This window comes from Rhizobacter sp. Root404 (genome assembly GCF_001425865.1).
GTDB lineage: Bacteria > Pseudomonadota > Gammaproteobacteria > Burkholderiales > Burkholderiaceae_C > LMDS01.
The window spans coordinates 1-25,048 of the sequence record NZ_LMDS01000009.1; the positions used below are offsets into that span (position 1 = coordinate 1).

29 protein-coding genes are annotated in these 25,048 nt (G+C 70.2%); 15 read left to right on the plus strand and 14 right to left on the minus strand.

Translation table 11 applies throughout. From position 1 onward, the window contains the following. Positions 1 to 136: 136 nt before the first annotated feature. The 3 genes from ASC76_RS23625 to ASC76_RS23635 form a co-directional block, all read right to left on the minus strand. Complete coding sequence (locus ASC76_RS23625; RefSeq protein ID WP_157616011.1) at positions 137 to 334, minus strand: hypothetical protein; 198 nt, start codon at positions 332 to 334, stop codon at positions 137 to 139. Next, positions 318 to 683 carry a hypothetical protein gene (locus ASC76_RS23630; RefSeq protein ID WP_056472919.1) on the minus strand — a complete coding sequence of 122 codons (366 nt, stop codon included), beginning with the start codon at positions 681 to 683 and terminating at the stop codon, positions 318 to 320. Before ASC76_RS23630 ends, ASC76_RS23625 begins: the two co-directional genes overlap by 17 nt. Before the next feature lie 274 nt (positions 684 to 957). Then, positions 958 to 1,395, minus strand: a complete 438-nt coding sequence (locus ASC76_RS23635; protein ID WP_056472922.1) for a hypothetical protein — start codon at positions 1,393 to 1,395, stop codon at positions 958 to 960. A gap of 210 nt (positions 1,396 to 1,605) precedes the next feature. Here ASC76_RS23635 and pncB point away from each other — a divergent pair, with 210 nt between their 5' ends. Genes pncB through ASC76_RS23650 form a run of 3 tightly spaced genes read left to right on the plus strand, consistent with a single transcriptional unit; the run spans position 1,606 to position 4,153 of the window. Next, entirely contained in the window at positions 1,606 to 2,793 is a 1,188-nt protein-coding gene (gene pncB, locus ASC76_RS23640; protein WP_056473071.1) for a nicotinate phosphoribosyltransferase, read from the plus strand. Beyond that, a complete protein-coding gene (locus tag ASC76_RS23645) occupies positions 2,793 to 3,683 on the plus strand; it encodes an ion transporter (protein WP_056472925.1) in 891 nt (296 codons plus the stop codon). The genes pncB and ASC76_RS23645 overlap by 1 nt, the downstream gene beginning before the upstream one ends. Then, entirely contained in the window at positions 3,680 to 4,153 is a 474-nt protein-coding gene (locus ASC76_RS23650; protein WP_056472928.1) for a hypothetical protein, read from the plus strand. The genes ASC76_RS23645 and ASC76_RS23650 overlap by 4 nt, the downstream gene beginning before the upstream one ends. 6 nt (positions 4,154 to 4,159) lie before the next feature. Here ASC76_RS23650 and ASC76_RS23655 read toward each other — a convergent pair whose 3' ends face one another. Continuing rightward, the gene (locus ASC76_RS23655; protein ID WP_056472931.1) at positions 4,160 to 5,008 is read right to left on the minus strand and encodes a PA4780 family RIO1-like protein kinase; all 849 of its coding nucleotides are present in this window, start codon (positions 5,006 to 5,008) and stop codon (positions 4,160 to 4,162) included. A 25-nt stretch (positions 5,009 to 5,033) separates the two neighbouring features. Beyond that, positions 5,034 to 6,230 (minus strand): amidohydrolase family protein, encoded by a 1,197-nt coding sequence (locus ASC76_RS23660; RefSeq protein ID WP_056472935.1) that lies wholly within the window; start codon positions 6,228 to 6,230, stop codon positions 5,034 to 5,036. Between the two features lie 139 nt (positions 6,231 to 6,369). Here ASC76_RS23660 and ASC76_RS23665 point away from each other — a divergent pair, with 139 nt between their 5' ends. The 4 genes from ASC76_RS23665 to ASC76_RS23680 are packed head-to-tail and all read left to right on the plus strand — an operon-like array spanning position 6,370 to position 9,401. Next, positions 6,370 to 6,939 carry a hypothetical protein gene (locus tag ASC76_RS23665; protein ID WP_056472938.1) on the plus strand — a complete coding sequence of 190 codons (570 nt, stop codon included), beginning with the start codon at positions 6,370 to 6,372 and terminating at the stop codon, positions 6,937 to 6,939. Positions 6,940 to 6,974: 35 nt separating this feature from the next. Then, a complete protein-coding gene (locus ASC76_RS23670; protein ID WP_082549432.1) occupies positions 6,975 to 7,796 on the plus strand; it encodes an ABC transporter permease in 822 nt (273 codons plus the stop codon). Positions 7,797 to 7,803: 7 nt separating this feature from the next. Then, a complete protein-coding gene (locus tag ASC76_RS23675) occupies positions 7,804 to 8,769 on the plus strand; it encodes an MlaD family protein (RefSeq protein WP_056472940.1) in 966 nt (321 codons plus the stop codon). Next, entirely contained in the window at positions 8,766 to 9,401 is a 636-nt protein-coding gene (locus ASC76_RS23680; protein ID WP_056472944.1) for a hypothetical protein, read from the plus strand. Before ASC76_RS23675 ends, ASC76_RS23680 begins: the two co-directional genes overlap by 4 nt. 12 nt (positions 9,402 to 9,413) lie before the next feature. On the opposite strand, the gene ASC76_RS23685 is transcribed toward ASC76_RS23680, so the two are convergent. After that, positions 9,414 to 9,722 carry a hypothetical protein gene (locus ASC76_RS23685; RefSeq protein WP_056472946.1) on the minus strand — a complete coding sequence of 103 codons (309 nt, stop codon included), beginning with the start codon at positions 9,720 to 9,722 and terminating at the stop codon, positions 9,414 to 9,416. 37 nt (positions 9,723 to 9,759) lie between these two features. Then, complete coding sequence (locus tag ASC76_RS23690) at positions 9,760 to 10,077, minus strand: hypothetical protein (RefSeq protein ID WP_157616015.1); 318 nt, start codon at positions 10,075 to 10,077, stop codon at positions 9,760 to 9,762. 229 nt (positions 10,078 to 10,306) lie between these two features. On the opposite strand from ASC76_RS23690, the gene ASC76_RS25960 reads away from it, so the two are divergent. Then, positions 10,307 to 10,927 (plus strand): PEP-CTERM sorting domain-containing protein, encoded by a 621-nt coding sequence (locus ASC76_RS25960; RefSeq protein WP_056472951.1) that lies wholly within the window; start codon positions 10,307 to 10,309, stop codon positions 10,925 to 10,927. A gap of 27 nt (positions 10,928 to 10,954) precedes the next feature. On the opposite strand, the gene ASC76_RS23700 is transcribed toward ASC76_RS25960, so the two are convergent. Both ASC76_RS23700 and ASC76_RS23705 read right to left on the minus strand, forming a co-directional pair. After that, the gene (locus tag ASC76_RS23700; protein WP_056472954.1) at positions 10,955 to 11,716 is read right to left on the minus strand and encodes an ABC transporter permease; all 762 of its coding nucleotides are present in this window, start codon (positions 11,714 to 11,716) and stop codon (positions 10,955 to 10,957) included. Next, positions 11,713 to 12,639, minus strand: coding sequence for an ABC transporter ATP-binding protein (locus ASC76_RS23705; protein WP_056472957.1), 927 nt, complete (start codon positions 12,637 to 12,639; stop codon positions 11,713 to 11,715). The genes ASC76_RS23700 and ASC76_RS23705 overlap by 4 nt, the downstream gene beginning before the upstream one ends. Positions 12,640 to 12,872: 233 nt before the next feature. Between ASC76_RS23705 and ASC76_RS23710 the strand changes: the two genes are divergently transcribed. Further along, positions 12,873 to 13,421, plus strand: coding sequence for a hypothetical protein (locus ASC76_RS23710; protein WP_056472961.1), 549 nt, complete (start codon positions 12,873 to 12,875; stop codon positions 13,419 to 13,421). Next, positions 13,418 to 14,800 (plus strand): MFS transporter, encoded by a 1,383-nt coding sequence (locus ASC76_RS23715; protein WP_200947210.1) that lies wholly within the window; start codon positions 13,418 to 13,420, stop codon positions 14,798 to 14,800. The genes ASC76_RS23710 and ASC76_RS23715 overlap by 4 nt, the downstream gene beginning before the upstream one ends. Here the strand turns inward: ASC76_RS23715 and ASC76_RS23720 are convergent. After that, a complete protein-coding gene (locus tag ASC76_RS23720) occupies positions 14,760 to 15,668 on the minus strand; it encodes a LysR family transcriptional regulator (RefSeq protein ID WP_056472964.1) in 909 nt (302 codons plus the stop codon). The two genes, ASC76_RS23715 and ASC76_RS23720, sit on opposite strands and share 41 nt — an antisense overlap. Positions 15,669 to 15,823: 155 nt before the next feature. Here ASC76_RS23720 and ASC76_RS23725 point away from each other — a divergent pair, with 155 nt between their 5' ends. Then, positions 15,824 to 16,813: a dienelactone hydrolase family protein gene (locus ASC76_RS23725; protein WP_056472967.1), complete on the plus strand. Its 990-nt coding sequence runs from the start codon at positions 15,824 to 15,826 to the stop codon at positions 16,811 to 16,813. Positions 16,814 to 16,828: 15 nt separating this feature from the next. On the opposite strand, the gene garD is transcribed toward ASC76_RS23725, so the two are convergent. Beyond that, on the minus strand, positions 16,829 to 18,433 hold the full coding sequence (gene garD, locus ASC76_RS23730; RefSeq protein ID WP_056472971.1) for a galactarate dehydratase: 1,605 nt from the start codon (positions 18,431 to 18,433) through the stop codon (positions 16,829 to 16,831). Between the two features lie 91 nt (positions 18,434 to 18,524). Between garD and ASC76_RS23735 the strand changes: the two genes are divergently transcribed. Genes ASC76_RS23735 through ASC76_RS23745 form a run of 3 tightly spaced genes read left to right on the plus strand, consistent with a single transcriptional unit; the run spans position 18,525 to position 20,766 of the window. Further along, positions 18,525 to 19,505 carry a tripartite tricarboxylate transporter substrate binding protein gene (locus ASC76_RS23735; RefSeq protein WP_056472972.1) on the plus strand — a complete coding sequence of 327 codons (981 nt, stop codon included), beginning with the start codon at positions 18,525 to 18,527 and terminating at the stop codon, positions 19,503 to 19,505. Between the two features lie 8 nt (positions 19,506 to 19,513). Next, complete coding sequence (locus ASC76_RS23740) at positions 19,514 to 20,410, plus strand: NAD(P)-dependent oxidoreductase (RefSeq protein WP_056473078.1); 897 nt, start codon at positions 19,514 to 19,516, stop codon at positions 20,408 to 20,410. Then, a complete protein-coding gene (locus tag ASC76_RS23745; RefSeq protein ID WP_056472975.1) occupies positions 20,407 to 20,766 on the plus strand; it encodes a translation initiation factor Sui1 in 360 nt (119 codons plus the stop codon). Before ASC76_RS23740 ends, ASC76_RS23745 begins: the two co-directional genes overlap by 4 nt. A 1-nt stretch (position 20,767) precedes the next feature. Here the strand turns inward: ASC76_RS23745 and ASC76_RS23750 are convergent, their stop codons facing one another. From ASC76_RS23750 to chrA, 3 genes are read right to left on the minus strand one after another with little or no spacing between them, the layout of a single operon-like run. Next, positions 20,768 to 21,997, minus strand: coding sequence for a YbfB/YjiJ family MFS transporter (locus ASC76_RS23750; RefSeq protein ID WP_056472978.1), 1,230 nt, complete (start codon positions 21,995 to 21,997; stop codon positions 20,768 to 20,770). Beyond that, entirely contained in the window at positions 21,994 to 22,548 is a 555-nt protein-coding gene (locus tag ASC76_RS23755) for a DUF3617 domain-containing protein (protein WP_056472981.1), read from the minus strand. Before ASC76_RS23755 ends, ASC76_RS23750 begins: the two co-directional genes overlap by 4 nt. A gap of 28 nt (positions 22,549 to 22,576) precedes the next feature. Next, positions 22,577 to 23,956, minus strand: a complete 1,380-nt coding sequence (gene chrA, locus ASC76_RS23760) for a chromate efflux transporter (protein ID WP_056472985.1) — start codon at positions 23,954 to 23,956, stop codon at positions 22,577 to 22,579. 38 nt (positions 23,957 to 23,994) lie between these two features. Here chrA and ASC76_RS23765 point away from each other — a divergent pair, with 38 nt between their 5' ends. Then, complete coding sequence (locus tag ASC76_RS23765; protein ID WP_056472987.1) at positions 23,995 to 25,047, plus strand: DMT family transporter; 1,053 nt, start codon at positions 23,995 to 23,997, stop codon at positions 25,045 to 25,047. Position 25,048: the final 1 nt, after the last annotated feature.

Sequence of the window (25,048 nt, forward strand, 5' to 3'; positions counted from 1 at the left end):
AGCCCAGGCACGGGCACAGGAGCCAGCGGCGTGCCGGTCTACCGCTTCGACATCCGCCTGCAGGGCGAGGGCGAGACGGTGTTCTTCGACATCTGAGCCCGACCCCCGGCCGCGCGTGCGGCCGGGGTGCAGGCCCTTACGGGCAGGCCGGCGTCGTCGCCGCGATGATCTGGCGCAGGCCCAAGGTGCTGGCCGAATCGTCCGGCCCCGACGTGTTCTTCGTGAACGTGCAGCCGTAGGTCGTCGCGGCCACGGTGGCGGGCGTCACCACATCGTCACCGGCCGGCTTGGCGCCGCCGGCTTCCCACTTGACCATGTCATCGAATGCGGTCACCTGCTCGGCGACCGTGAAGTCGCAGTGGCTGATGCCGCGGATTGCGCGCTGCACGAGCCAGGCGCTGTTGCCCTTGGCGGTCGGTGCGCAGCCGGTTGGCGTCGGCATCCGGCGTGATCTTCTGCACCGACGCGTTCAGCGCGGTCGTCGCGGCGGCGTCGCCGTCGATCGTGTACGTGAAACCGGTGGTGTCGAGCACGTTCTTGTTCAGGATGCCGGTGACCGAGTCGTAGGGTGTGTTCGGGTCGGCCGCGAAGGTGCCGTAGGCCGACGGGAACGACTGGCCGTAGGCCAGGCCCTGCGCGAACATCGGCCGCGGGCCGCCGGTGATGTTCTGCAGCACCGACACATACTGGGCGCCAGGCCCCGCGGTCGCCACGATCGACGGCGTCGGGAACGCCGGCGTGCGACGCCGGCGCGCACGTCGTAGTAGTTCTTCGCGTAGCTCGAGGCCGCCCACGCGTAGCCGTTCTGGATCAGGTAGCGACGAATCGTCGGAGCCCCGACGTTGAGGTTCGCCCCGGTGCCGGCGTAGCCGTGTGCATACATCACGAGCTTGCCGTTCCAGTTGGCGGGCACCTCGACCTGTCACCTGCGGGACAGCAACCTTGTAAAGGGATTTTTCAGACGGACGGCGGGCCGAGCAGGCGCTCGCGCACGAGGCGGTCCTCGAGCTCGCCGACCTGCGCGGCCAGTGCGTTGCTGCTCTGCTCGATGGCGATCCGCGAGTCGCTCTGCATGCGGTCGAGCCGCGCCATCAGTTCACTGCGCAATTCGGTGAAGCGCGACGCCTCAGCACGGTCCGCGAGGTCGCGCTGGGCCTGCAGCTCGCGGGTCTGGCGGCGGGCTTCCATCAGCGAGCTGGCCTGCATCGTGACCACCCATACGGTGAACAGCACGCACAGGAACGCGACCAGCCCGAGCATGATCAGGCCGAGCGGCGCCTGGACGGTGGTCAGGCCCAGGTTCAACGGCGTGAGCGCCGAGAACGCATCCCAGTTGAGCAGGGCGAACAGCCCGACGAGGACGAGGACGAGAAAGAATGCGAGCGCGCGGACCATGGTGTCGGCCTCCGTGTGGCAGGAAACGAGTAGGTTAGCCGCCGCCGACGACGCTGCCATCGGTGCAGCCCGCGTGGCGTGTCGGAATCGGCGCGCTCGTGGCGCCGGACGACGCGCCGTTCGCGCAGGTGCCGGAAGGCGCGAGAATGCCCACCACGCGTGATGCGGCCGATGCGCGTTCCTCTGTCCAGCCACGAGACCTTCTCCGCGATGCAACCCGTCATCACCAGCCTGCTCGACACCGACCTGTACAAGTTCACGATGTGGCAGACGATGCTGCACCGGCACCCGGCGACGCAGGCGGAGTACACCTTCGTGTGCCGCAACGAGCCGGCGTTCCCGCTGGCCGAGCTGGTCGACGACGTCAACCGGCAGCTCGACCACCTGTGCAACCTGAAGTTCACCGCGCCCGACCTGGCCTACCTGGGCGGGCTGCGCTTCATGCGCTCGGACTTCATCGACTTCCTGCGCATCTTCCACTTCCAGCGGGAGTTCATCAGCGCGCGCGCGGTCGGCAAGCAGCTCGAGATCGTCGCGAACGGTCCGCAGGTCCACGTGATGGCGTTCGAGATCTACGTGCTCGCGATCGTCAACGAGCTGTACTTCCGCCGCTTCGACCAGACGCCGGCGTTCGCCGAAGGCCGCAAGCGCCTGCACGCCAAGATCGAGCGCCTGCGCGCGTTCGATGACGAGCCCAAGCGCCGCCACCCGTTCGAGTTCTTCGACTTCGGCGTGCGCCGCCGCTTCTCGGGCGACTGGCAGCGCGAGGTCGTCGCGATGTTCAAGCGCGAGGTGCCGCAGTACTTCAAGGGCTGCTCGAACGTGCTGTACGCGCGCGACCTCGGCCTGGTCCCGATCGGCACGATGGCGCACGAGTACCTGCAGACCTACCAGACCCTCGGCGTGCGCCTGCGCGACTTCCAGCGTGCCGCCCTCGAGGACTGGGTGCAGGAGTACCGCGGCGACCTGGGCGTGGCGCTGACCGACGTGGTCGGGATGGACGCCTTCCTCGGCGACTTCGACCTCTATTTCGCCAAGCTGTTCGATGGCCTGCGCCACGACTCGGGCGACCCGTACGTCTGGGGCGAGAAGGCGCTCGCGCACTACGCGAAGCTGCGCGTCGACGCGCAGACCAAGCGGCTGGTGTTCTCCGACGGCCTGGATTTCGACCGCTCGATCGCGCTGCACCACCATTTCTCCGACCGCACGCAGTGCGGCTTCGGCATCGGCACCAACCTCACCAACGACATGGGGCTGAAGACGCTGCACATCGTGATGAAGCTGACCCACGCGAACCGCCAGCCGGTGGCCAAGCTCAGCGATTCGCCCGGCAAGCTCTTGTGCGACGACGAGACCTTCCTCGCGTACCTGCGGCAGGTGTTCGCGGTGAACAGCTGATGCCCGCGGTGCGCGCGCCGGAACGACCCGCGGCCGAGTCCTACGGCCGGCCGCAGACGGGCTGGCGGTTGCAGCTCTACACCATCATCTTCGAGGCCGACACGCGCGCGGGGCGCGCCTTCGACCTGGTGCTGATCGCCCTGATCGTGGCCAGCGTCGGCGTGGTCATGCTCGACAGCATGGCGGCCGTGCACGCGCGCCACGCCGATCTGTTCCACGCGCTCGAATGGGGCTTCACGCTGTTGTTCGCGGCCGAGTACGTGGCGCGGCTGATCTGCGTCCGGCACCCGATCCGCTATGCGCGCAGCGTGCTCGGCATCATCGACCTGCTCGCGGTGCTGCCGACCTTCCTCGCGTTCCTCGTGCCCGGCCTGCATGCGTTGATCGACGTGCGCATCCTGCGGCTGCTGCGTCTGTTCCGGATCCTCAAGCTGGGCGCCTACGTCGAGGAGTTCGGTGCGCTCGGGAGCGCGCTGGCCGCATCGCGCCGCAAGATCTTCGTGTTCGTGACCTTCGTGCTGATGGTCGTGCTCGTGATGGGCACGCTGATGTACGTGGTCGAAGGGCCCGACAACGGCTTCACCAGCATCCCGATGGCCGTGTACTGGGCGATCACGACGATGACGACCGTCGGCTTCGGCGACATCACGCCGCGCACCGACCTCGGCAAGAGCATCGCCTCCGTGATGATGCTGCTCGGCTGGGGCACGCTCGCCGTGCCCACCGGCATCGTCAGCGCCGAATACGCGGCGCAGCGCAGCGGCGCCGGTCCGACGACGCGCACCTGTCCCGAATGCCTCAGCGAAGGCCACCTGCCCAGCGCGCGGTTCTGCCGCGACTGCGGCGCCCGCCTCCCGCCGTGGCGCACCGACCTTCCCACTGCCCCATGAACCCTGCCGACAATTCGATCCACGAACCCGCCCTCTGGCGCGACAACGGCTGGACCGCACGCGTCATCAAGAACGAGGACGACGAGGGCTGGGCCGTCGCGATGACGCGCGACGGTGAAGCCGAGCCCGCGCTCGTCGGCCCGTGGACCATGGGCCGCGACAAGAAGAACCCGAAGCCGCTGGACACCGCGGCGTTCAACGTGCTGGTCAAGACCGCCGCCGAAGTGATCCGCCGCCACGAGCAGGCGCTCCACGCGCAGCACCACAAGAACGTCAGCGTCACGGTCGACGGCCGCCGCGTGCTGGTGACGCTGGACATCGTGCCCGACGAGGACGACCCGCACGCGGTGCTCGCGGCGCAGGATCCCTATGGCGAGACGCTGGCATCCCTGCGCGTCAAGCCCGATTTCCGCCTGACGACTGCCAGCGCGAGCGCCTGGATCGAGGACGGCTTTCGCAAGCCGGGCTGAGCGGCGTCAGCCGGCGGCCTGCATGCGCAGCCGCCGCGCTGCCTCTTCCATCTTGGCGTCGTCGATCTCGCGCAGCACGCCGCCCAGGTCGACCGCCCCGGCCTGGCGCTCGTAGCGGCCGGTCAGCGCGCTGTCGTTCGTCAGTTCGCCGCGCTCGTACAGGCTCCAGATCTCCGCGCCGTACTGCGTGGGCAGCAGTTCGGGCGCGGACTGCCCGAAGAAGTGACGCAGGTTCGCCACGTCGCGCAGCAGCATCCGCTGCGCGTGGTTGTTGCCGGCCGCGTCGACCGCCTGCGGCAGGTCGATGATCACCGGCCCGTCCGCAGCGAGCAGGATGTTGAACTCCGACAGGTCGCCGTGCACGACGCCGGCGCACAGCATGCGCACGACCTCGCGCAGCAGCGTGGCGTGGTGGGCGCGCGCCTCGTCTGGCGTGAAGCGGCAGTCGTTCAGGCGCGGCGCGGCGGCGCCGTCGGCATCGGCGACCAGTTCCATCAGCAGCACGCCTTCGTGGAAGTTGTACGGCCTGGGCACGCGCACGCCGGCCGCGGCCAGACGGTAGAGCGCGTCGACCTCGGCGCTCTGCCACGCGGCCTCCTGCGCCTCGCGGCCGAAGCGCGTGCCCTTGGCCATCGCGCGCGCCTGGCGGGTGTTCTTGACCTTGCGGTTCTCGGTGTAGTCGACGGCCTGGCGGAAGCTGCGGTGCGTCGCTTCCTTGTAGACCTTGGCACAGCGCGTCTCGTCGCCGCAGCGAACGACGAACACCATCGCCTCCTTGCCGCTCATCAGCTGGCGCTGCACCGAGTCGATCAGGCCTTCGTCGATCAGGGTCTGCAGTCTGGCGGGTGCTTTCATCGGCGGATTCTGCGCCCGCCGGCGTTCAGTGCGCCCCCACGACGACGGGGATCTCGGTCGCCGGCGGCGTGTTGCGGCTGCGGCCGCAGCGCACGATGCCGTCGATCATCACCATGCCGACGCCCGGGATGTCGCCAAGCTGCACGCTCTCCAGCAGCGTGCGCCCCGCGGTGTGCTGGGCGCGGTCCATGAAGACGAAGTCGGCCGCGCGCCCGGCCTCGATCAGCCCGCAATTGAGGTTGCGGATGCGCGCGGTGTTGCCGGTGGCGAAGCAGAACACCAGCTCGGCCGGGATGTTGCCGAGGCTGGACAGCAACGCGACCATCCGCAGGATGCCCAGCGGCTGCACGCCGGAGCCGGCGGGCCCGTCGGTGCCGAGGATCACGCGGTGCGGGCACTTCAACTGCAGCGCCGCCTGGGCCGCCGCGATCGCGATCTTCTCGTTGCCGTTGTGGACGATCTCGATCGCGCGGCTGCTCTTCTCGCAGAGTTCGCAGACATGCTGTTCGCTCAGCGACGTGTGGCCGCCGTTGATGTGGCCGATGATGTCGGCGTCGGCCTCGAGCACCACGTCCTTGTCGATCAGGCCCGAGCCGGGGATCGACGGCCCGCCGGTGTGGATCGTGCTCTGGATGCCGTGTTGGCGTGCCCACTTGACCATCGTCGCGGCCTCGGTGCCCCCCTTGACGGAGCCGAGCCCGATTTCGCCGAGCAGGCCGACGCCCGCCTCGGCCAGTTCCTTGAAGTCGCTCTCGACCATCCCCTTCTCGATCACCGGCGCGCCGGCCAGCACCTTCACGCCGCCGGGACGGAAGTTGTCGAACGCGCGCTGCGCGGTGATCGCCAGCGCCTTCAGGCCGACGATGTCCTTGGGCCGGCCCGGCAGGTGGACCTCGCCGGCCGAGATCATCGTGGTCACGCCGCCGTTCATCGTGCTGTCGATCCAGCCGAGCTGGTTCTGGCGCGGCGTCCAGTCGCCGAACACCGGGTGCACGTGGCTGTCGATCAGGCCGGGGGCGACGCAGGTCTGGCGCGCGTCGATCAGCGTGTCGGGTTCGTCGGTGTCCAGGTCGGCTTCGCGGCCGATGCCGACGATCAGGCCGTCGCGAACGACGATCGTGTCGGCGTCGAGGATCGGACGGTCGATGTCGCCCGACAGCAGCAAGCCGATGTTGCGGATCACGACCTTGCCCGATTTGCCGGCGGTTGCTGCGTCTGCCATGGGTGCTCCGGAATGCGCCGGCTGCCGGGTGCAGGGGCTCGCGGGAAATTATGACGTGGGCATGCGGCGCCGACCTACAACGCGCGCGCAGCGGTGTCCTAGGCTTCGCGTTCGCCATCTCTCCAGCGACCCCCCGCCGATGAACCTCCTGCACCACCCCGCCCCGCACGTCCTCGACGCCGAGTTCCGCTACCCCCTCTACAGCCCGCGCGGCGGCATCGAGGGGGCGATGCTGCTGGTCGACGAGGACGAGCTGCAGCTGGTGTTCGATCCGCACGACGCGGCCGGCGCCGCGGCCTTCGAGCGCCTGCGCGCCGGCGCCCGAATCCGCGTCGAAGCGCGCCCGCAGCCGGCCTCCGATCACCATGGCGAGCCCGCGCACCAGGTCTATGCCCTCGAGCGCCTGGTCGACATCGACGGCCGTGCGGCCAGGGACCCCGCGCAGGACCCGCGGCGCGCGCCCTACAGCGGCATCGTCGTGCGCCTGAATTTCGCGCGGCATGGCGAGCCGAACGGCTTCGTGCTGGACACCGGCGACTTCATCCACACCCGCCCCGAAGGCATGGCGCAGCTGCGACTCGGGATCGGCGACCGCGTCGAGGCGGACGGCGAGGCACGGCCGCTGGCCGGCGGCAGCGGCCGGGTCGTCGAAGCCTCGGTCGTCAACGGCCGGCCGCTCGGCAAGGCGAAGCGCCCGGTCCACGCCTGAGGCCCTTCCTGCGAGGCGCCGCCTATCATCGGCGCATGCCCAAACCGCCCTCGACCCTGCGGCTGCTCCAGGACGGCCTCGGCGACCTCGGCCGCAGCGGCCTGCGCTCGTCGATCGGCTGGTCGGTGAGTTGGTGGCATGTCGTCAAGGTGGGCGCGCTGATCATGGTGCTCGCCCTGTCGCCGTCGACCTACGACCGCGCGAACCGCCGCGCGCTTGCGCACCATGTCTACCTCGACACGGCGCCGATCCTGCCGTGGTTCGCGCTGCTGTCGGCGGTGATCAGCGTGGTGCTGATCCGCATCGTGCTGGTGACCGCGCTGAGCTACGGCCTGTCGCAGTACGCGCTGCAGCTGCTGATCCGGGTGCTGGTGCTGGAGCTGATCCCGCTGACCGCAGCGCTGTTCGTCGCGATGCAGGTCACGGTGCCCAGCGGTGCCGCGCTGCTGCGCCTGCATGCGCGCGGCGCCTTCACCGAGCTCGTGCAGGCCGGCGGCGATCCGCTGCGCCACGAGCTGATGCCGCGGGTGGTGGCCGGCATCTTCGCGGTGCTGCTGCTGGCGGCGGTCAGCTGCGTGATCGCGACCGGCCTGGCCTACGCCGCGGTGTTCGGCTTTACCTTTGGCGCGTTCGACGGCTTCACCCGCGCGATGGGCCAGATCTTCGATCCCGGCGTGACGATGATCCTGGCGCTGAAGACGCTGTTCTTCGCGCTCGCGGTCTCGCTGATCCCGGTCGCGGCCTTCCTGCGCGGGCCGCGCGGCGGCGCGGGCAGCGCCGAGCTCGACAGCCTGGTCCGCCTGTTCGCGGCGATCCTGGTGATCGAAGTCGTCTCGCTGATGGGCAACTACTACTGACTCGCCGATGGACGAACCCGCCGAACCCGTGACGTCGCCGCCGGCGCCCGCCCACCTCGAATTCAAGGCCTCGCTGCTGTTGCTCGTGCTGCTGCTGCTGGTAGCCGGTGCCGGGCTGTACCTGAGCTATGCGCGCGGTGCGTTCGAGCGCACCCAGCAACTCGTGCTCGTGGCCGAGGATTCCGAAGGGGTCGCGGTCGGCATGGACATGACCTTCGCGGGCTTCCCGATCGGCCGGGTGCGCCGCATCGAACTGGGCCCGGACGGCAACGCCCGCATCGCCGTCGACGTGCCGGTCAAGGACGCGCACTGGCTGCGCGAATCGAGCGTGTTCGCCGTGCAGCGCGGCGTGGTCGGCAACACCAACATCCGCGCCTACACCGGCGTGCTGACCGACCCGCCGCTGCCCGACGGCGCGGTTCGCACGGTGCTGCGCGGCGATGCGGCGGCCGAGATCCCGCGCCTGATGGCGGAGGCACGCCAGCTGCTGGTCAACCTGAACGCGATCAGCGCCGAGGGCTCGGCGATCAACGAGAGCCTGGCGAACCTGAAGACCTTCACCGGCAAGCTGAACGCGCCTGGCGGCGCGATGGGCGCGCTGCTCGGCGGCGACGCGCAGGCCGCCAAGATCCTGTCCGCGCTGGACCGGACCAACGCATTGCTCGCGCGGCTCGACGGCCTGGCCGCGAAGGCCGACACCCAGGTATTCGGCGCCGATGGCGTGATGCGCGACGCGAAGCAGACCGTGCAGCAGCTCAACGCCGTGCTCGGCGACGCGCGGGCGAGCTTGAAGAAGGTCGACGCGGTGCTCGATGACGCGAAGGCCGTCGGTGCGAATGCGCGCGTGGCCACCGCCGATCTGGGGACGCTGCGGGCCGAGGTCGAGGCCAGCCTGCGCAACATCGACCAGCTGATCGGCGAGGTCAACCGCAAGTGGCCGTTCGCGCGCGACACGGAGCTGAAACTGCCATGAGCGCGCGCTGGCTTGCCCACATGACCTGTGCCGCCGCGCTGGCTGCCTGCTCGAGCCACCCACCCGCGCCCGACTGGCAAGGCCGTGCCAAGGCGGCGAGCGAACGTGCGGTGGCCGCCTACCTCACCGGCGACGCGCGGGTCGAGGCCGCCGAACTGGCACGCGCACGCAGCGAGGTTTCGCGCACCGGGCGCGCCGATCTGCTGGCGCGGGTCGAGCTTGCGCAGTGCGCCGCGCAGGTCGCGAGCCTCGTCTTCGGTCCGTGCGCGGCGTTCGAGCCGTTGCGCATGGATGCCCCCGCCCCGGAACGCGCGTATGCGGCCTATCTGGCGGGCCGCGCCAGTAGGGACGACGTCGCGTTGTTGCCGGCAGCGCACCGCGGCGGGCCGGTGGCGGGCATCCCGGATCCGCTCTCGCGCCTGATCGCCGCCGGGGTGCAGTTCGAGACCGGGCAGGCCGATCCGTCGGTGATTTCTACCGCCGTGGACACCGCTTCCGCGCAGGGTTGGCGTCGACCGCTGCTGGCCTGGCTCGGCGTCCAGCTGCGTCTCGCAGCGCAGGCCGGCGACGCGGACGAGGTGGTTCGACTGAAACGGCGGATCGCGTTGACCGAGGGGCCGGCGGCGCCCTGAGTCGACCGCGGCTCAGCCCGGCAGGCGCTCCATGTCGTGCACCTCGCGCTCGTGCGTCGGCGGGCCGTCGAGGGAGATCGTTTCCCAGCCGCTGTCGTAGTCGACGACGCGGAAACGGCGCTCCGGCAGGTGGCCATGGGTCGACGGGAACAGCGCGAAGACCTCGTGCCCGGTGTGCAGCGCACGCACCGCGTCTGCCACCGGCGCGACCGTTTCGCCGTCGGCCCATTCGTTGCGTCGGGTGTCTACCTCACCCCACAGGACGTGGGTGATGCGCCCGTCGGCATCCAGTCGCACCTTGGAAACGGCATACACCTTCATCGAGATCTCCGCGCAGCGTGGCCTGGGCGCGATGATGCTACGGTTTCGGCGTCGCCGCGTCCTCGAGTTTCTCGCCGCCGCGGCCGATCGCCTCGCCGGTCTTGCGCACGCCCTTGCCGATCGCGTGGCCGGCCTTCTCGGCACCGTGCTTGATCGCATGCCCGGCGCGGTGCGCGCCGCGCTTCATCGAGTTCTCCGCGCGTGCGGCCGGGCCCGGTTGGGGATTGCGGTAATCCTCGTAGGCCTGGTCCATCCGCTCGCGGCGGGCGGCCTCGGCCGAAGCGTCGGCGGCAAACGTGCTCATCGAGGCGACGCCGAGCAGCGCGGCCGTCAGAGTCAATCGAATCGTTTTCATGGTGAGTCCTCGTGGTTGAGACAGGCGAACCTTATTCACGAAGCGCGGGCCAGGACAGCGGTCGACGACGGGCGTCCCTGTCGGTGCGGTCCTACCTTCCGTGCCGGCGACTAAACATCTCGAGACGTTTGATTGGTACGGACACATATGCGGCATACCTAGGGGTATCGCGACGTGCACGCGGCTACCTAGACTTTGTCCAATCTTGAACCTTCCTCATGGAGTGCGCATGTCTGCAGTATCGAAACCTCTCGTCGCCATCGCCGTCGCCGTGGCCGCCCTGACGGGCGCCAGCGTGGCGCAGGCTGCGGCTTGTACTGCCACGGCAGGGTTCGAAAGCTTCATCGGCAATGCATCGACCGACGATGTCACGCTCGGCGGGATGGATTCGTCGATGTGCGTGCTCTCCGGCGTCAATCCCTCGCAGGGGCCGAATGGCAACACCAGCGGCTTCGACGGCACCTTCGGTGGCGGCTGGACGTTGCTGAGCAAGGGCGCCGGTTCGGCGACGGTCGGCGGCGTGACCTTCACGCTGGGCTTCTCGCAGGCCGACGGCACCTGGTCGCTGACGACCGACCTGAACGCGACCTATGACCTCGTGTTCGCGATGCACGCTTCCGACCGCAGCGGCGCGTTCTTGTTCGACGACCACACCTCGTTCGCGTCGGTCACCCAGAACGGCACCTGGTCGATCGAGTGGCTGAACAACGGCGGGCAGGTGCCCGGGTTCTCGAACATCAACTTCTTCGTTCGCGACGTCGTGACCCCGGTGCCCGAGCCCGAGACCTACGCGTTGCTGCTGGCTGGCCTGGGCGCCATCGGCCTGGTCGCGCGCCGCCGCCGCGGCTGACCGGCGAGTCGGCGGCGACGCGAAGGCTCAGGCCTTCAGTCGCCAGCCCGTCCGCATGATCCACGTGGCGAACCACAGCGCCACGAAGAAGAACACCAGCGTCACCGAGAAGCTGACGCCGATGTGCAGTTCCGAACTGCCGAAGAAGCTCCAGCGAAAGCCGCTGATCAGGTAGACCGACGGGTTCAGCATCGACAGCTTCTGCCACAACGGCGGGAGCATGCTGATCGAGTAGAACGGTCCGCCGAGGAAGGTCAGCGGCATCACGATCAGCATCGGGATCAGCTGCAGCTTCTCGAACCCGTCGGCCCAGATGCCGATGATGAAGCCGAACAGGCTGAACGTGACCGCGGTGAGCACGAGGAACAGGAACATCCACACCGGGTGCTCGATGTGGATCGGCACGAACAGTGCCGCGGTCGCCAGGATGATCAGGCCGATCACGACCGACTTGGTCGCCGCCGCACCCACGTAGCTCAGCACGATCTCCAGGTGCGAGATCGGTGCCGACAGCAGCTCGTAGATCGTGCCGGTGAACTTCGGGAAGTAGATGCCGAACGACGCGTTCGAGATGCTCTGCGTCAGCACCGACAACATGATCAGGCCCGGCACGATGAACGCGCCGTAGCTGACGCCGTCGACATGCGCGATGCGCGAACCGATCGCCGAGCCGAACACCACGAAGTACAGCGCCGTCGACAGCACCGGCGAGATGATGCTCTGCGTGATGGTGCGCCAGGTGCGCGCCATCTCGAAGTTGTAGATCGCGCGCATCGCGTGCAGGTTCATCGTGCGCCCTCCACCAGACTGACGAAGATGTCCTCGAGCGAGCTCTCGCTGGTCTGCAGGTCCTTCAGGCGGATGCCGGCGCGCTGCAGGTCGTCGAGCAGCGAGGCGATCGCGTCCTGCGAGGCGCGCGGGTCGTAGGTGTATTTCAATTCGGTCCCTTCGGCGTTCAACGCCAGCGTGTGGGCCTCGAGCCCGGGCGGGATCCTGGCGAGCGGCTGTTGCAGCGACAGCGTCATCTGCTTCTTGCCGAGCTTCTTCATCAGCTTGGCCTTCTCCTCGACCAGGATGATCTTGCCCTTGCTGATCACGCCGACCCGGTCGGCCATGTCCTCGGCCTCCTCGATGTAGTGGGTGGTCAGCACGATGGTCACGCCGGACTCGCGCAGCTGCCGCACCATCGCCCACATGTCCTTGCGCAACGCCACGTCGACGCCGGCGGTCGGTTCGTCCAGGAACAGCACGCGCGGCTCGTGCGACAGCGCCTTGGCGATCATCACGCGGCGCTTCATGCCACCCGAGAGTTCGCGCAGCTTGTTGTCCTTCTTGTCCCACAGCGAGAGTGCGCGCAGCGTCTTCTCGATGTACGCCGGATCCGGCGCCTTGCCGAACAGGCCGCGGCTGAACGACACGGTGGCCCACACGGTCTCGAACGCGTCGGTCGTCAGTTCCTGCGGCACCAGGCCGATCATCGCGCGCACCGCGCGGTAGTCGGTGCCGATGTCCAGGCCCGCCACCGTCACCCGGCCCTCGCCGAGCTTGACGATGCCGCAGATCAGGCCGATCAGCGTCGTCTTGCCGGCCCCGTTCGGGCCGAGCAGCGCAAAGATCTCGCCCTGGCGGATCTCGAGGTCGATGTGGTCCAGCGCCCGAAAGCCGGTGGCGTAAACCTTCGAGACACCGGCGACGGAGATGATGGCGTTCATGCGGGGGTGGGCTTTCGGCGGCGAGGACGCGACATTAGACCAGCCGCGCCCCGATCGCGTCGGCGGTCGCCCGGCCGGCCGCGCCGCCGGCCGGAACGTCCGCCGGGTCGACATGGCGTCGAACGCATGAACCCATTGCGTCTGCCGCGCCTTCCGCCCGCGCGGGTGCCCACGTATCTTCATCGCACCCCGAGGCGCGATGGGCGCGCCATCGACATCGAAGGAGAAGCCGCATGGACAAAAGCACCCTCGACACCGCGATCGACGGCATCACGGCGGACTGGGGGCCCTTGAGCACCCAGGTCGTTGACGGCTGTCGCGCGCACCTGGAGCGCCTGCTCCAGGCCCCCGTCGCGGAATCGTGGCTGGCCGCGCTGCGCCGTGAAGGACCCGCGAATCGGGAACTGCACCGAGACCCCGACCGCGGCTTCGTGCTGCTGGCGCACACCGAACACGCCGGCCTGTACCGGCCGCCCCACGACCACGGCCGCGGCTGGGTGATCTACGCGATCCAGCAGGGCGAGATCGACATGGGGACCTACGGCCGGGTCGAGGACGCGGACGGCCGCGTCCGGCTGGTCAAGCGGAACTCGACCCGCGTCAGGCCCGGCGAAGTGCAGGTGTACCTGCCCGGGGACATCCATGACACCCGCTGCGTCAGCGGTCCCGCGCTGCTGTTCAGGTTCACTGAGCGGGACCTGAAGAAGGAGGACCAGGAGGCGCACCGCGTGACGCGTTACGTCGAACGGGACGGCGCGTGGACGACCGCCGGGTCGCCATGACCGCCTCCGTCGGTCCGGGCCTGGTCGGGCGCGAGCGCACCATGGCGATCGCCGCCGTGCTCGGCGCGATGGTGCTGGCGGTGCTCGACGCCGCCATCGTCAACGTGGCGCTCCCGACGATGGCCCGATCGCTGCAGGTGACGCCGGCCGCCGCGGTGGGGATCGTCACCGCCTATCAGGCGGCCCTGGTGATGGGCCTCCTGCCGTGTGCGGCGCTGGGCGACAAGCTCGGCCATCGGCGGGTCTTCACGGCGGGGGTCGTGCTCTTCACGCTGGCCTCCGGCGGCTGCGCCGAGTCCGGCTCGCTGCCGGCCTTGCTCGCGGCGCGCTTCGTTCAAGGGCTGGGCGCCGCCGCCGTGATGGCGCTCGGGATCGCCCTGCTGCGGCGTGTCGTACCGCCGCGCGAACTGGGCGCGGCCATCGGTTGGAATGCGCTGGCGGTGGCCCTGTCGTCCGCCGCCGGTCCCGCCCTCGGCGCGGCCGTCCTATCGTTCGCGGACTGGCCCTGGCTCTTCGCGCTGAACCTCCCGTTCGGCGTGGCGGTGCTCTTCGCGACGCGCGCGTTGCCCGATTCGCCCGGGACGGGCCGAAGCCTCGATCGGTTCAGCGTCACGCTCCATGCCGTCGCGTTCGCTTCGCTGGTGGTCGGTGCCGAGATGTTGGCGACGACCCCGGACCGTGCCGGCGGGTTGCTGCTCATGGCGGTGGTGAGCGGCACCGTGCTGATCCGACGTGAGCTGAAGCGCGACGTGCCGCTGGTCCCCTTCGATCTGCTTCGAGCCGTCTCCTTCCGGCGTTCCGTCCTCGCATCGGTCTGTTGCTTCGCCGGGGTGACCCTGGCGCTGCTGGCCCTGCCGTTCCACCTGCAGCACCAACTCGGTCGGTCCGCGCTGGCCACGGGGCTGCTGATGATGCCGTGGCCGCTGACCGTCGCGGTCGCGGCGCCGCTCGCCGGCCACCTCGCGAGTCGCGTGCCGACCGCGTGGCTGTGCGGCGCCGGCGCATCGTTGCTGTGCGGCGGGCTCGCCATCGCATCGTTGCTGCCGGTGCACGGTGGCGCGGGGCCGCTCGTCTGGACCACGGTGGCATGCGGTCTCGGATTCGGTCTCTTTCAAGTCCCGAACAACCGCAACATGTTCCTGTCGACGCCGGCCGAGCGCAGCGGTGCGGCCGGGGGCATGCAAGGCACCGCCAGGCTGGTTGGCCAGACCATCGGGGGCATCGGCATGAGCCTGCTGTTCGCGCTCGCGCCGACCGGGTCGGCGCCGCGAATCGGCCTGGGTCTCGCGGCTGGGTTGGCGCTCGCCGCGGCAGCGATAAGCCTGGCGCGCACCGAGCCTACGCCGGCGTCGGATCCGTCACCCTGCACACCTCCCTGACGCAGCCGCGCAGCCACCGGTGCGCCATGTCGCCATCGAGCCGCGGGTGCCACAGCAGCGAGACGGTGAACGGCGGGATGTCGAGCGGGATCGCAAAGCTGTGCATGCCGGCATAGAGGTTGCCGGTGTGCCGCTCGTGGACACAGGCGACCAGATCGGTGGCCCGGGCGAGCGCCAGTGCCGCCGTGAACCCGCCGACGGTCGTGGCCACCTTCCGCTCGAGGCCGAGCGCGGCGAGCGCCTCGTCCAGGGGCCTCTTGTCCTGGTCGCGGCGAGAGACGTGGACGTGGCTCGCGGCCGCGAAACGTTCTGGCGTGATCTCGCCCTGAGTGAACGGGTGACCGGGACGGACGACGCCGACATAGCGATCGCGAAACAGCGCCTGGGTGCGGACCTCGGGCGAAATGTCCTTGTCCAGCACGCCGGTTTCCAGATCGACGGTGCCGTCGCGCAGCGGGCCGCTGTCCTTCTCGAGCTTGTGCAGGAAGTGCAACCGGACCCCCGGTGCGTCCGCCGACGTGCGGGCCAGCAGTTGCACGCCGAAGTTCTCGACGAAGCCCTCGCTGCACCGGATCCTGAACGTGCGGTCCAGGGCGGCCAGGTTCAATTCGCCGGCCGGACGCAGCGCGGCCTCGGCCTCGCGAACGAGGCGGCCGATGGAATCGCGGAGTTCGAGCGCGCGTGGCGACGCCACCAGCCCGCGACCGGCCCGGACGAGCAGCGGGTCGCCGGTCGCTTCGCGCAGCCGTGCGAGGGCCCGGCTCATCGCCGAGGGACTCAGGTGCAAACGCCGCGCGGCGCGCGCCACGTTGCCTTCGGCCAGCAGCACGTCGAGCGTGAACAGCATGTTGAGGTCGGGTCGGGACACGTCTTGCTCCGGTGTCGGACATTCCTGCGCTCGGGCGACGCCATCTCGCGCCCGCCCCGACCCCTCACGCGACGCGGACTGTCGTCTCGTCGCAGCTGGGTCGCCCTTCAGTATCGCGCTTCGCAGAATGGGCTTCCTTCATCGATCGGAGCCCCATGAACCTCGTCGCATCCACCTTGCTCTCAGCCGCCGCGGCCTTGGCCGTCGCGCTCGCCACCGAACCGGCGCAAGCCGCAGGCTTCCAGCAAGGGACCGCAGCCGACCCCGCCGCCCCGGCGCTCCAGGTGGGCATCTGGTACCCGAGCCGCAGCGCGGGTCGGCTCATCGCGCTGGGACCGACGAGCATGACCGTTGCGACCGACGCGCCGATCGACGGTTCGGGGTTGCCGCTGGTGGTGATCTCGCACGGCACGGGCGGCTCCGTCCTCAGTCACTTCGACACGGCCATCGCGCTGGCCGACGCCGGCTTCGTCGTGGTGGCCCTGAGCCACACCGGCGACAACTACGCGGACCAGCGCCGCAGCGTCGACGTCATGGACCGACCGCGCCAGGTCAGCCGGGTCATCGACCACATGCTGTCCGCATGGTCCGGGCGCGCCGCGATCGACCCGGCGCGCATCGGGATGTTCGGCTTCTCGTCGGGCGGCTTCACCGCGCTCGCGAACATCGGCGGCGTGCCGGATTTCGCGACGGTCGCGCCGATGTGCCGCCAGCACCCGGGCGATTTTGCCTGCCGCTTGCTCGCCACCCGCGAGGCGCCGGGGGCGGCCCCGGCGCGGGTCGATTCGATCGACCTGCGCATCAAGGCGGCCGTCGTGGCCGCGCCCGCGCTCGGCTTCACCTACGCGCACGGCGGCCTGGACAAGGTCAGGGTGCCGGTGCAGCTGTGGCGGGCCGAGAACGACACGATCGTCCCCCATCCCCGGTACGCCGAAGCGGTGCGGCTGGCCCTGCCGAACGACCCTGAATACCATGTCGTCCCCGGCGCCGGCCACTTCGACTTCCTCGCGCCTTGCAGCGAGGCGCTCGCGACGCGGGTCCCCTCGATCTGCACCAGCGCGGACGGCTTCGACCGGGCGGCCTTCCACGCGGACTTCAATGCCGACACCGTGCGCTTTTTGAAGGCGAACCTGCCTGCCCGCTGAGGCGGCAGCGCCGCTTCAGGTCACCGGCGCCGGGTTGAACAGCACCAGCGCGTTGTGCAGCTTCCAGCGCTCGGCCCAGGTCTGCTGGCGGCCGCTGGCCACGTCGAGCATCAGGCGGAACAGCTCCCAGCCGACCTCCTCGATCGTCGCCTCGCCGTCGGCGATCCGGCCGGCGTTCACGTCCATCAGGTCGTGCCAGCGCCGCGCCAGGTCGCTGCGGGTCGCGACCTTGATCACCGGCACCTGCGCCAGGCCATAGGGCGTGCCGCGGCCGGTGGTGAACACGTGCAGGTTGATGCCGGCGGCGAGCTGCAGCGTGCCGCAGATGAAGTCGCTCGCCGGCGTGGCGGCGTAGACCAGGCCGCTGGTGATGCCGCGGTCGCGCAGCTTCTCGCCCGGCGACAGCACGCCGCTGATCGGCGCGCTGCCGCTCTTGACGATCGAGCCCATCGCCTTCTCGACGATGTTGGACAGCCCGCCCTTCTTGTTGCCCGGCGTCGTGTTGGCGCTGCGGTCGACCCGGCCCTTGGCGAGGTAGGCGTCGTACCAGGCCATCTCGCGGATCATCGCGTCGGCGACCTCGGGGGTCGACGCGCGTGAAGTCAGCTGGTCGATGCCGTCTCGCACCTCGGTGGTCTCGCTGAACATCACGGTCGCGCCGGCGCGCACCAGCAGGTCGGTGCAGAAGCCGACCGCCGGATTCGCGGTGACGCCGCTGAACGCGTCGCTGCCGCCGCACTGCACGCCAACGACCAGGCTGCTGGCCGGGCAGGTCTCGCGGCGGCGTGCGTTCAGGCGTTCCAGGTGCAGCTCGGCCGCGGCCATGATCGACTCGATCATCGACATGAAGCCCACGTGCGCCTCGTCCTGCAGGCACACCACGTCGAGCGGGGTCTCGGCGCTCGCGCCGACGTCGGCGACGCTGCGCTCGTCGACGATCGCGAACGAGCCCGGCGGCAGCAGCCGCTCCGGCTGCAGCTTCTCGCAGCCGAGGCTGACGACCATCACCTCGCCGCCGAAGTTCGGGTTCAGCGAGATGTTGCGCAGCGTGCGGATCGGGATGATCGCGTCAGGCGCATCGATCGCGACACCGCAGCCGTAGGTGTGCTCGAGCCCGACCACGTCGTCGACCCTCGGGTACTTCGGCAGCAGCTCGGCCTTGATGCGCTTGACCGCGAAGTCGAGCACGCCAGCCACGCACTGCACCGTCGTCGTGATCGCCAGGATGTTGCGCGAGCCGACCGAGCCGTCGGCGTTGCGGTAGCCCTCGAAGGTGTAGCCGGTCAATGGTTCGAGCGCGGGCGGCCTGACGGTGGCGATCGGCAGGCCGTCGAGCGAGCGCGCGTCGGGCATCTCGAGCAGGCGCTCGTGGACCCAGCTGCCCTTAGGAATCGCACGCGCGGCGCGGCCGATCACGACGTTGTAGCGCCGCACCTCGTCGCCGGGTGCGAAGTCGACCAGCGCGAGCTTGTGGCCTTGCGGCACCTTGTCGACCAGCGTCAGCCCCGAGGCGAACACGGTGCCGGCCGGCAGCCCGCCGTCATTGGCGACGATCGCGACGTTGTCGAGCGCGTTCATCGTGATGAACAGCGGGGCGCGGGTCGAAGTGATCTCGGTCATGGGGGCTCTCGTGGAACGGCGGTCTGATTTTCGGTCAGGTTCGGCTAATCGTCATACCATTCGCGTACAACCGAACCACGGAGACAAGCGCATGCAGATTTCCCGTCGCCACTTCACCCTGACCGCCACGCTCGCGGCCCTTGGAGGCCGCGCCTCCGCGCAGGACAAATGGCCCGGCAAGCCGATCACCTACATCGTGCCGTTCCCGGCCGGCGGCACGACCGACGTGCTCGGCCGCCTGATCGGCCAGAAGCTCGGGCCGATGCTGGGCACCACGATCGTCGTCGACAACAAGGGCGGTGCCGGCGGCAGCGTCGGTTCCGAGATGGCAGCACGCGCCGCGCCGGACGGCTACACGCTGCTCGGCGGCACGATCAGCTCGCACGCGATCAACGTCAGCCTTTATCCGAAGCTCGGCTACGACCCGATCAAGTCGTTCGCGCCGATCACGCTGATCGGCACCAACCCGGTCGTGCTCGTCGTCAACCAGGCCAGCCCGTACAAGACGCTGGCCGACGTGGTCGCGGCAGCCAAGGCCAAGAAGCCGCTGAGTTCCGCGTCGGCCGGCAGCGGCACCTCGCAGCACTTGGCGCTGGAACTGCTCAAGTCCAAGGCCGGTATCGACATCACGCACATCCCGTACAAGGGCAGCGGCCCGGCGATCCAGGACGTGATCGCCGGTCAGGTCGACATGATGTTCGACACCACCGTCGTCGCCGGCCCGCACATCGAGAGCGGCAAGCTGCGTGCGCTGGCCGTGACCTCGGCCAAGCGCCTGCCGACGATGCCGAACGTGCCGACCGTCGCCGAGAGCGGCGTGCCCGGCCTGGCCGACTACGAAGTGATCTCGTGGCAGGCGATCTTTGCGCCGGCCGGCACGCCAAAAGCCATCGTCGACAAGCTGCACGCCGACATCGGGAAGATCCTGAAGGAGCCGGAGATGCAGGAGCGCATCGCCAAGCTCGGCATGCAGGGCGCCGACATGACGCTCGAGCAGATCGCCGCGTTCCAGAAGGCCGAGGTCGCCAAATGGGCCGCGGTGATCAAGTCCGCCAACATCAAGCTGGAGTGAACGACAACATGCAGAAGATCGGATTCATCGGTGCTTCGGGCCTGATGGGCCACGGGATGGCCAAGAACCTGCGCGCCAAGGGCCATCCGCTGGCGCTGACCGTGCACCGCAACCGCGAGCGCGTGGCGGACCTGCTCGCCGCGGGTGCGACCGAGGCGGCCTCGCCGGCTGCGCTCGCGCAGGCGTGTGAGATCGTCTTCATCTGCGTCACCGGCTCGCCGCAGGTCGAGGCGGCGGTGACGGGTGCGAACGGGCTGCTCGGCGCGGCGAAGCCGGGGCTCGTGATCGTCGACTGCTCGACCAGCGAGCCCGGCTCGACGACGACGCTGCGCGAGCAGTGCGCGGCCGCCGGTGTCACGTTCGTCGACGCGCCGCTCGCGCGCACGCCGGTCGAGGCCGAGCTCGGCAAGTTGAACGTGATGGTGGGCGCCAGCGCCGAGCACTTCGCGCAGCTGCAGCCGGTGCTCGCGACCTTCGCCGAGAACGTGATCCACGTCGGCGGCCCCGGCGCCGGCCACACGATCAAGCTGCTGAACAACTTCATCGCGCAGGCGATCTGCACCGCGACCGCGGAGGCTTTCGCGACCGGCCAGCGCGCGGGTGTCGACCTGAAGAAGCTGGTCGAACTGGTCTCGGCCGGGGCGGTCAACTCGGGCCTGTTCCAGGCGATGGCCAAGACGCTGAACGGCGACATGACCGGCCTGAAGTTCGAGCTCGACAACGCCCGCAAGGACCTGCGCTACTACACCCATCTGGCCGAGTCGCTGAACGTGCCGAGCGTGATCGGCGAGGCGGTGCACCAGTCGCTCGCGATCGCCAGCGCGCTGGGCCACGGCGGCAAGTACGTGCCGGCACTGGTCGAAGCGCAGGAGCAGCTCACCGGCGCAAAGATCGTCCCGCGATGAAGGGACGCTCGGCGAGCGGCGGGCTCGTCTACTCCACCGACGCTGGGCGCATGTGCCCGGCGTGCCGCCAGCCGATCGCGGCGTGCGTCTGCGGTCAGAGGGCGGTGCCCGCGGGCGACGGCATCGTGCGCGTCTCGCGCGAGACCAAGGGCCGCGCCGGCAAGGGCGTGACGCTGGTGAAAGGTCTTGCGCTCGACGCGGCGGCGCTGACCGTGATGGGCAAGCAACTCAAGGCCGCCTGCGGCTCCGGCGGCACGGTCAAGGACGGCGTGATCGAGATCCAGGGCGATCACGTCGAGCGCGTGATCGAACGCCTGAAGGCCGAGGGCCACGTCGTCAAGCGCGCGGGCGGCTAGCTCAGGCGCGCTGCACCGGATACGCCCGCACCATCCACAGGTACAAGCCCGCGCCGACCACCAGCGCCCCGGCCGCGATCTCGAGTGACAGCGTGAAACCGGCCCCCGCGCTGGCGCTGCGGTGCAGCAGCCACGCGACCAGCGGCGGGCCGACGATCTGGCCGATGCCGTAGGTGGCGGTCAGCAGCCCCATGTAGCTCGACGCCAGGGCCGGGCGCAGGCGCCGCACCTCCTGCATCGCGAAGAAGGTGATCGCGGTGAACGGCACGCCGAGCATCAGGCTGCCGATCGCGAAGCCGGCCAGGCTCGGGCTCCAGACACTGATGCCGATGCCCGCCGCCTGGATCGCGTAGCTGCCGGCGAGCAGCAGCCGCAGGTCGCCGTCGGTGCGCAGCCGCGTCGCCAGCAGCGCGCCGATCATCACGCCGGCGCCGAAGATCGGCCAGAACATGTCGAGCCACGGCGAACCGGGCAGCGCGGCGCGCGCGATCACCGGCAGGAACGTGGCGGTGACGATGTAGCCGAAGCCGGCGATGCCATAGGCCGCCGTCAGCGCCGCGATCTCGCCGCGGCCATGGCCCGCGTCCGGCAGCACGCCGGTGGCCCTCGCGCCCGCCGCGGGCGCCGGCGCGCCCGCGGCGCCGCGGAACGTGCGCCACACGAGTGCGATAAGCCCGGCGGCCAGCACGCCGAAGATCGCCCAGCCGGTCGCCGCATGCCAGCCCCACTGCACCATGCCGCTGGCGAACACGCCGCTGACGACGATGCCCGCGCCCGGGCCGGTGTACATCACGCCGCCCATCGCACTCGCGCCGCGCCGCGCGAGCTGCGCCAGGCACCAGCCCGAGGTGTAGACGAACACGACGGCGCTCGCCACGCCCGCCGCGAAGCGCAGCAGCGGCCACGCCGTCGCCACCGGCAGCGCCATCCCCAGCGTCAGCAACGCGGTGGCGACCAGCCCGGCGCGCAGCAGCCAGGGCCCGTTGACCGGCGGCAGGCGCGGCGCGCGCTTCCAGATCCACGGCTGGAAGGTGCACAGCAGCGCGCCTGCCAGGTAGCCGAGGTAGTTCGCGCTGGCGAGCCAGCTGGCGGTGGGCAGGTCGACGACGCCGTCGTGCAGCATCATCGGCAGCAGCGGCGTGAACGCGAAGCGGCCGATGCCCATCGCGACCGCGAGCGACACCGCGCCGGCCAGCGCGACGGCCCAGCGGCCCGGCTGCGGCGCCGTCACTTCGACGGCGGCGCGCCGAGCGGCTTGACGTCGCCGCAGTCGGCACCGAGCCACTTGCCCGTCATCTCCATCGTCATCTGCCGGGCCTGGCCCTGGGCCTGCGTCGTGACGTTCGCGGTGCCGGTGTAGGCCTTGTCGCTCACGTAGGTCAGCTGGCCTTCGCCGTTGACCTGCTGTGGCGTCGTGCAGGCGAATTTGTAGCTCATCGTGTTGCCGCTGCGCTTGATGTCGGCCGGCTTGCAGTCGCCGGTCATGCGCGCCTCGGGCGGCTTGGCCGCCTGCTCTTTCGTGAGGCAGAACTTCGCGGTCGTCCCCTGCGCGCCCATCGTGACGCCGCGGCTCTTCATCATCGCGTCCATCTGCTTGCGCTGCTCGGGCGGCATCGCGTCGAGCTGCGCCTGCATCTGGGCTTGCGCCTTCTCCATCTCGCCGCCGGGCGACTTCATCCTGAAGGTGTGCTCCCAGAGGCCCGGCGCCTGGGTCTGGGCGTGGGCGACGCCTGTGACGACGGTCAGGGTCAGTGTGGCGGCGATCAGGCGGCTGGATGTCATGGCGATCCTCGGTCGGTGAGGCGCCAGTTTACGGGGCGACCATCGTCACGATCAGGCCCGCGACGGCGCAGCCCGCGAGCAGCGGCAGCACGCCGACCTTGAAGCGGAACAGCGCGATCGCCGCGGCCAGTCCGATCGCGGCCGAAGCCCCGCTGAACGGCCCCTGCAAGCCGTGCGGCCACAGCACGTGGACCGCGAAGAACAGCGCGAGGTTCAGGATCACGCCGACGACCGCGGCCGTGATCGCGGTCAGTGGCGCGGTGAACTTCAGCTGCCCGTGGGTCGACTCCACGATCGGCCCGCCGGCCAGGATGAACACGAACGACGGCAGGAAGGTGAAGAAGGTCACCACGCTCGCCGCCAGCGCCGCGCCGAGGAACAGCGCGTCGGGCCCGAGCACCTGCTTCGCCCAGCCGCCGACGAAGCCCACGAACGCGACCACCATGATCAGCGGGCCGGGCGTCGTCTCGCCGAGCGCGAGGCCGTCGATCATCTGCGCGCCGGTCAGCCAGTGCTGGTGCTCGACCGCGCCCTGGTAGACGTAGGGCAGCACCGCGTACGCGCCGCCGAAGGTCAGCAGCGCGGCCTTGGTAAAGAACCAGCCCATCTGCGTCAGCGTGCCGTCGACGCCGACGCTGGCGAGCAGCACCGCCATCGCCGCGACCCACAATCCGAAGCCGATCGCCAGCACCCGCGCGAGCCGGGCACGCGTGAACCGCGCGTGCGGCGGTGTCGGCGTGTCGTCGTCGATCAGCGCCCGGCCGTACGACGCCTGCGCCGCGCCGTGTCCGCCGCCGAGCGCGAAGTGTGCCGGCGCGTGGCGGCCGCCGAAGTGACCGATCAGCCCCGCCGCCAGCACGATCAGCGGGAACGGCGCGTCGAACGCGAAGATCGCCACGAACGCCGCTGCGGCGATCGCCCACAGCCAGCGGTTCTTCAGCGCCCGCGAGCCGATGCGGTGCGCCGCGTGCACGACCAGCGCCGCGACCGCCGGCTTCAGGCCGAAGAAGAGGCCGGCCACCACCGGCACCTGGCCGAACGCGATGTAGATCCAGGACAGCGCGATCAGGATGAACAGCGACGGCAGCACGAACAGCGCGCCGGCGACGATGCCGCCGCGCGTGCGGTGCAGCAGCCAGCCGATGTAGGTGGCGAGCTGTTGCGCCTCCGGCCCGGGCAGCACCATGCAGAAGTTCAGCGCGTGCAGGAAACGCTTCTCGCTGATCCAGCGGCGCCGTTCGACCAGCTCGGTGTGCATGATCGCAATCTGCCCCGCCGGCCCGCCGAAGCTGATGAAGCCGAGCTGCAGCCAGAACGCAAACGCTTCGCGGAAGGGGACGGCACGCGGCGCCTCCGAGGGTTCGGCGGCTTGTCCGGCATGCTTGTCGACGGCGGCATCGGGGTTCATCCGGCCGCACTCTACCGTGGCGCTACAGTCGCCTGACCATGCCTTTCCGCTTCGATCTGCCCGCGTTGCGCGGCGGCCTGCTCGCGCTGGCGGCGGCGCTGCTGTTCGGGCTCAGTACGCCGCTGGTCCAGCGCTTCGGTGCCGGGCTGGGCAGTTTCACGACCGCGGCGCTGCTCTACGCAGGCGCCGCAGCGGTCGGCGCGCTGTCGCGGCGCTCGGCTGCGCGCGAGGCGCGGGTGCGGCGCGAGGACATCGGCCGGCTGGCGCTGATGGCACTGTTCGGCGCGGTGATCGGCCCGGTCGCCCTGGCCTGGGGGCTGCAGCGCAGCGGCGGCGCCGCGGCCTCGTTGCTGCTGACGCTGGAGGCCGTGTTCACGGCGGTGCTCGCGCGCGCCTGGTACGGCGAGGCGATCGACCGGCGCGTCGTGGCTGCGCTGGCGCTGCTGACGGCGGGCGGGATGCTGCTCGTCTGGCGCCCCGACGCCGCGGCCGAAGGCCTGTCCGTCGGCCTGCTCGCGGTCGCGCTCGCGACGCTCGCCTGGGGCGTCGACAACGCGCTGTCGCGCGGTGTCGCGGCGCGCGACCCGGGCGCGGTCGTGATGCTGAAGTGCGCGCTCGGCGCCTCGGCCGCGTTGGCGATCGCGGTCGGCCTCGGCGAGCCCGTGCCGGCCGCGGGGGCGGCGCTCGCGCTGCTCGCGGTGGGCGCGGCCGGTTACGGTCTCAGCCTGCGCCTGTACCTGCTGGCCCAGCGCGCGTTCGGCGCTGCCCGCACCGGCTCGGTGTTCGCGTTCGCCCCGTTCGTCGGCGCGCTCGGGGCGATCGCGCTGGGGGACCGCAGCGGCACCGCATCGACGCTGCTGGCCGCCCTGCTGATGCTCGGCGGCATCGCGCTGCACCTGGCCGAGCGCCATGCGCATGCCCATGCGCACGAGGCGCTGACCCACGAGCACGCGCACCGCCACGACGACGGGCACCACGACCACCCGCACGCCGAGATGCCCGAGGGCGCGCACAGCCACCCTCACCACCACGCGCCGCTGCGCCACGCCCATCCGCACGTGCCGGACGCGCACCACACCCACGCGCATTGAG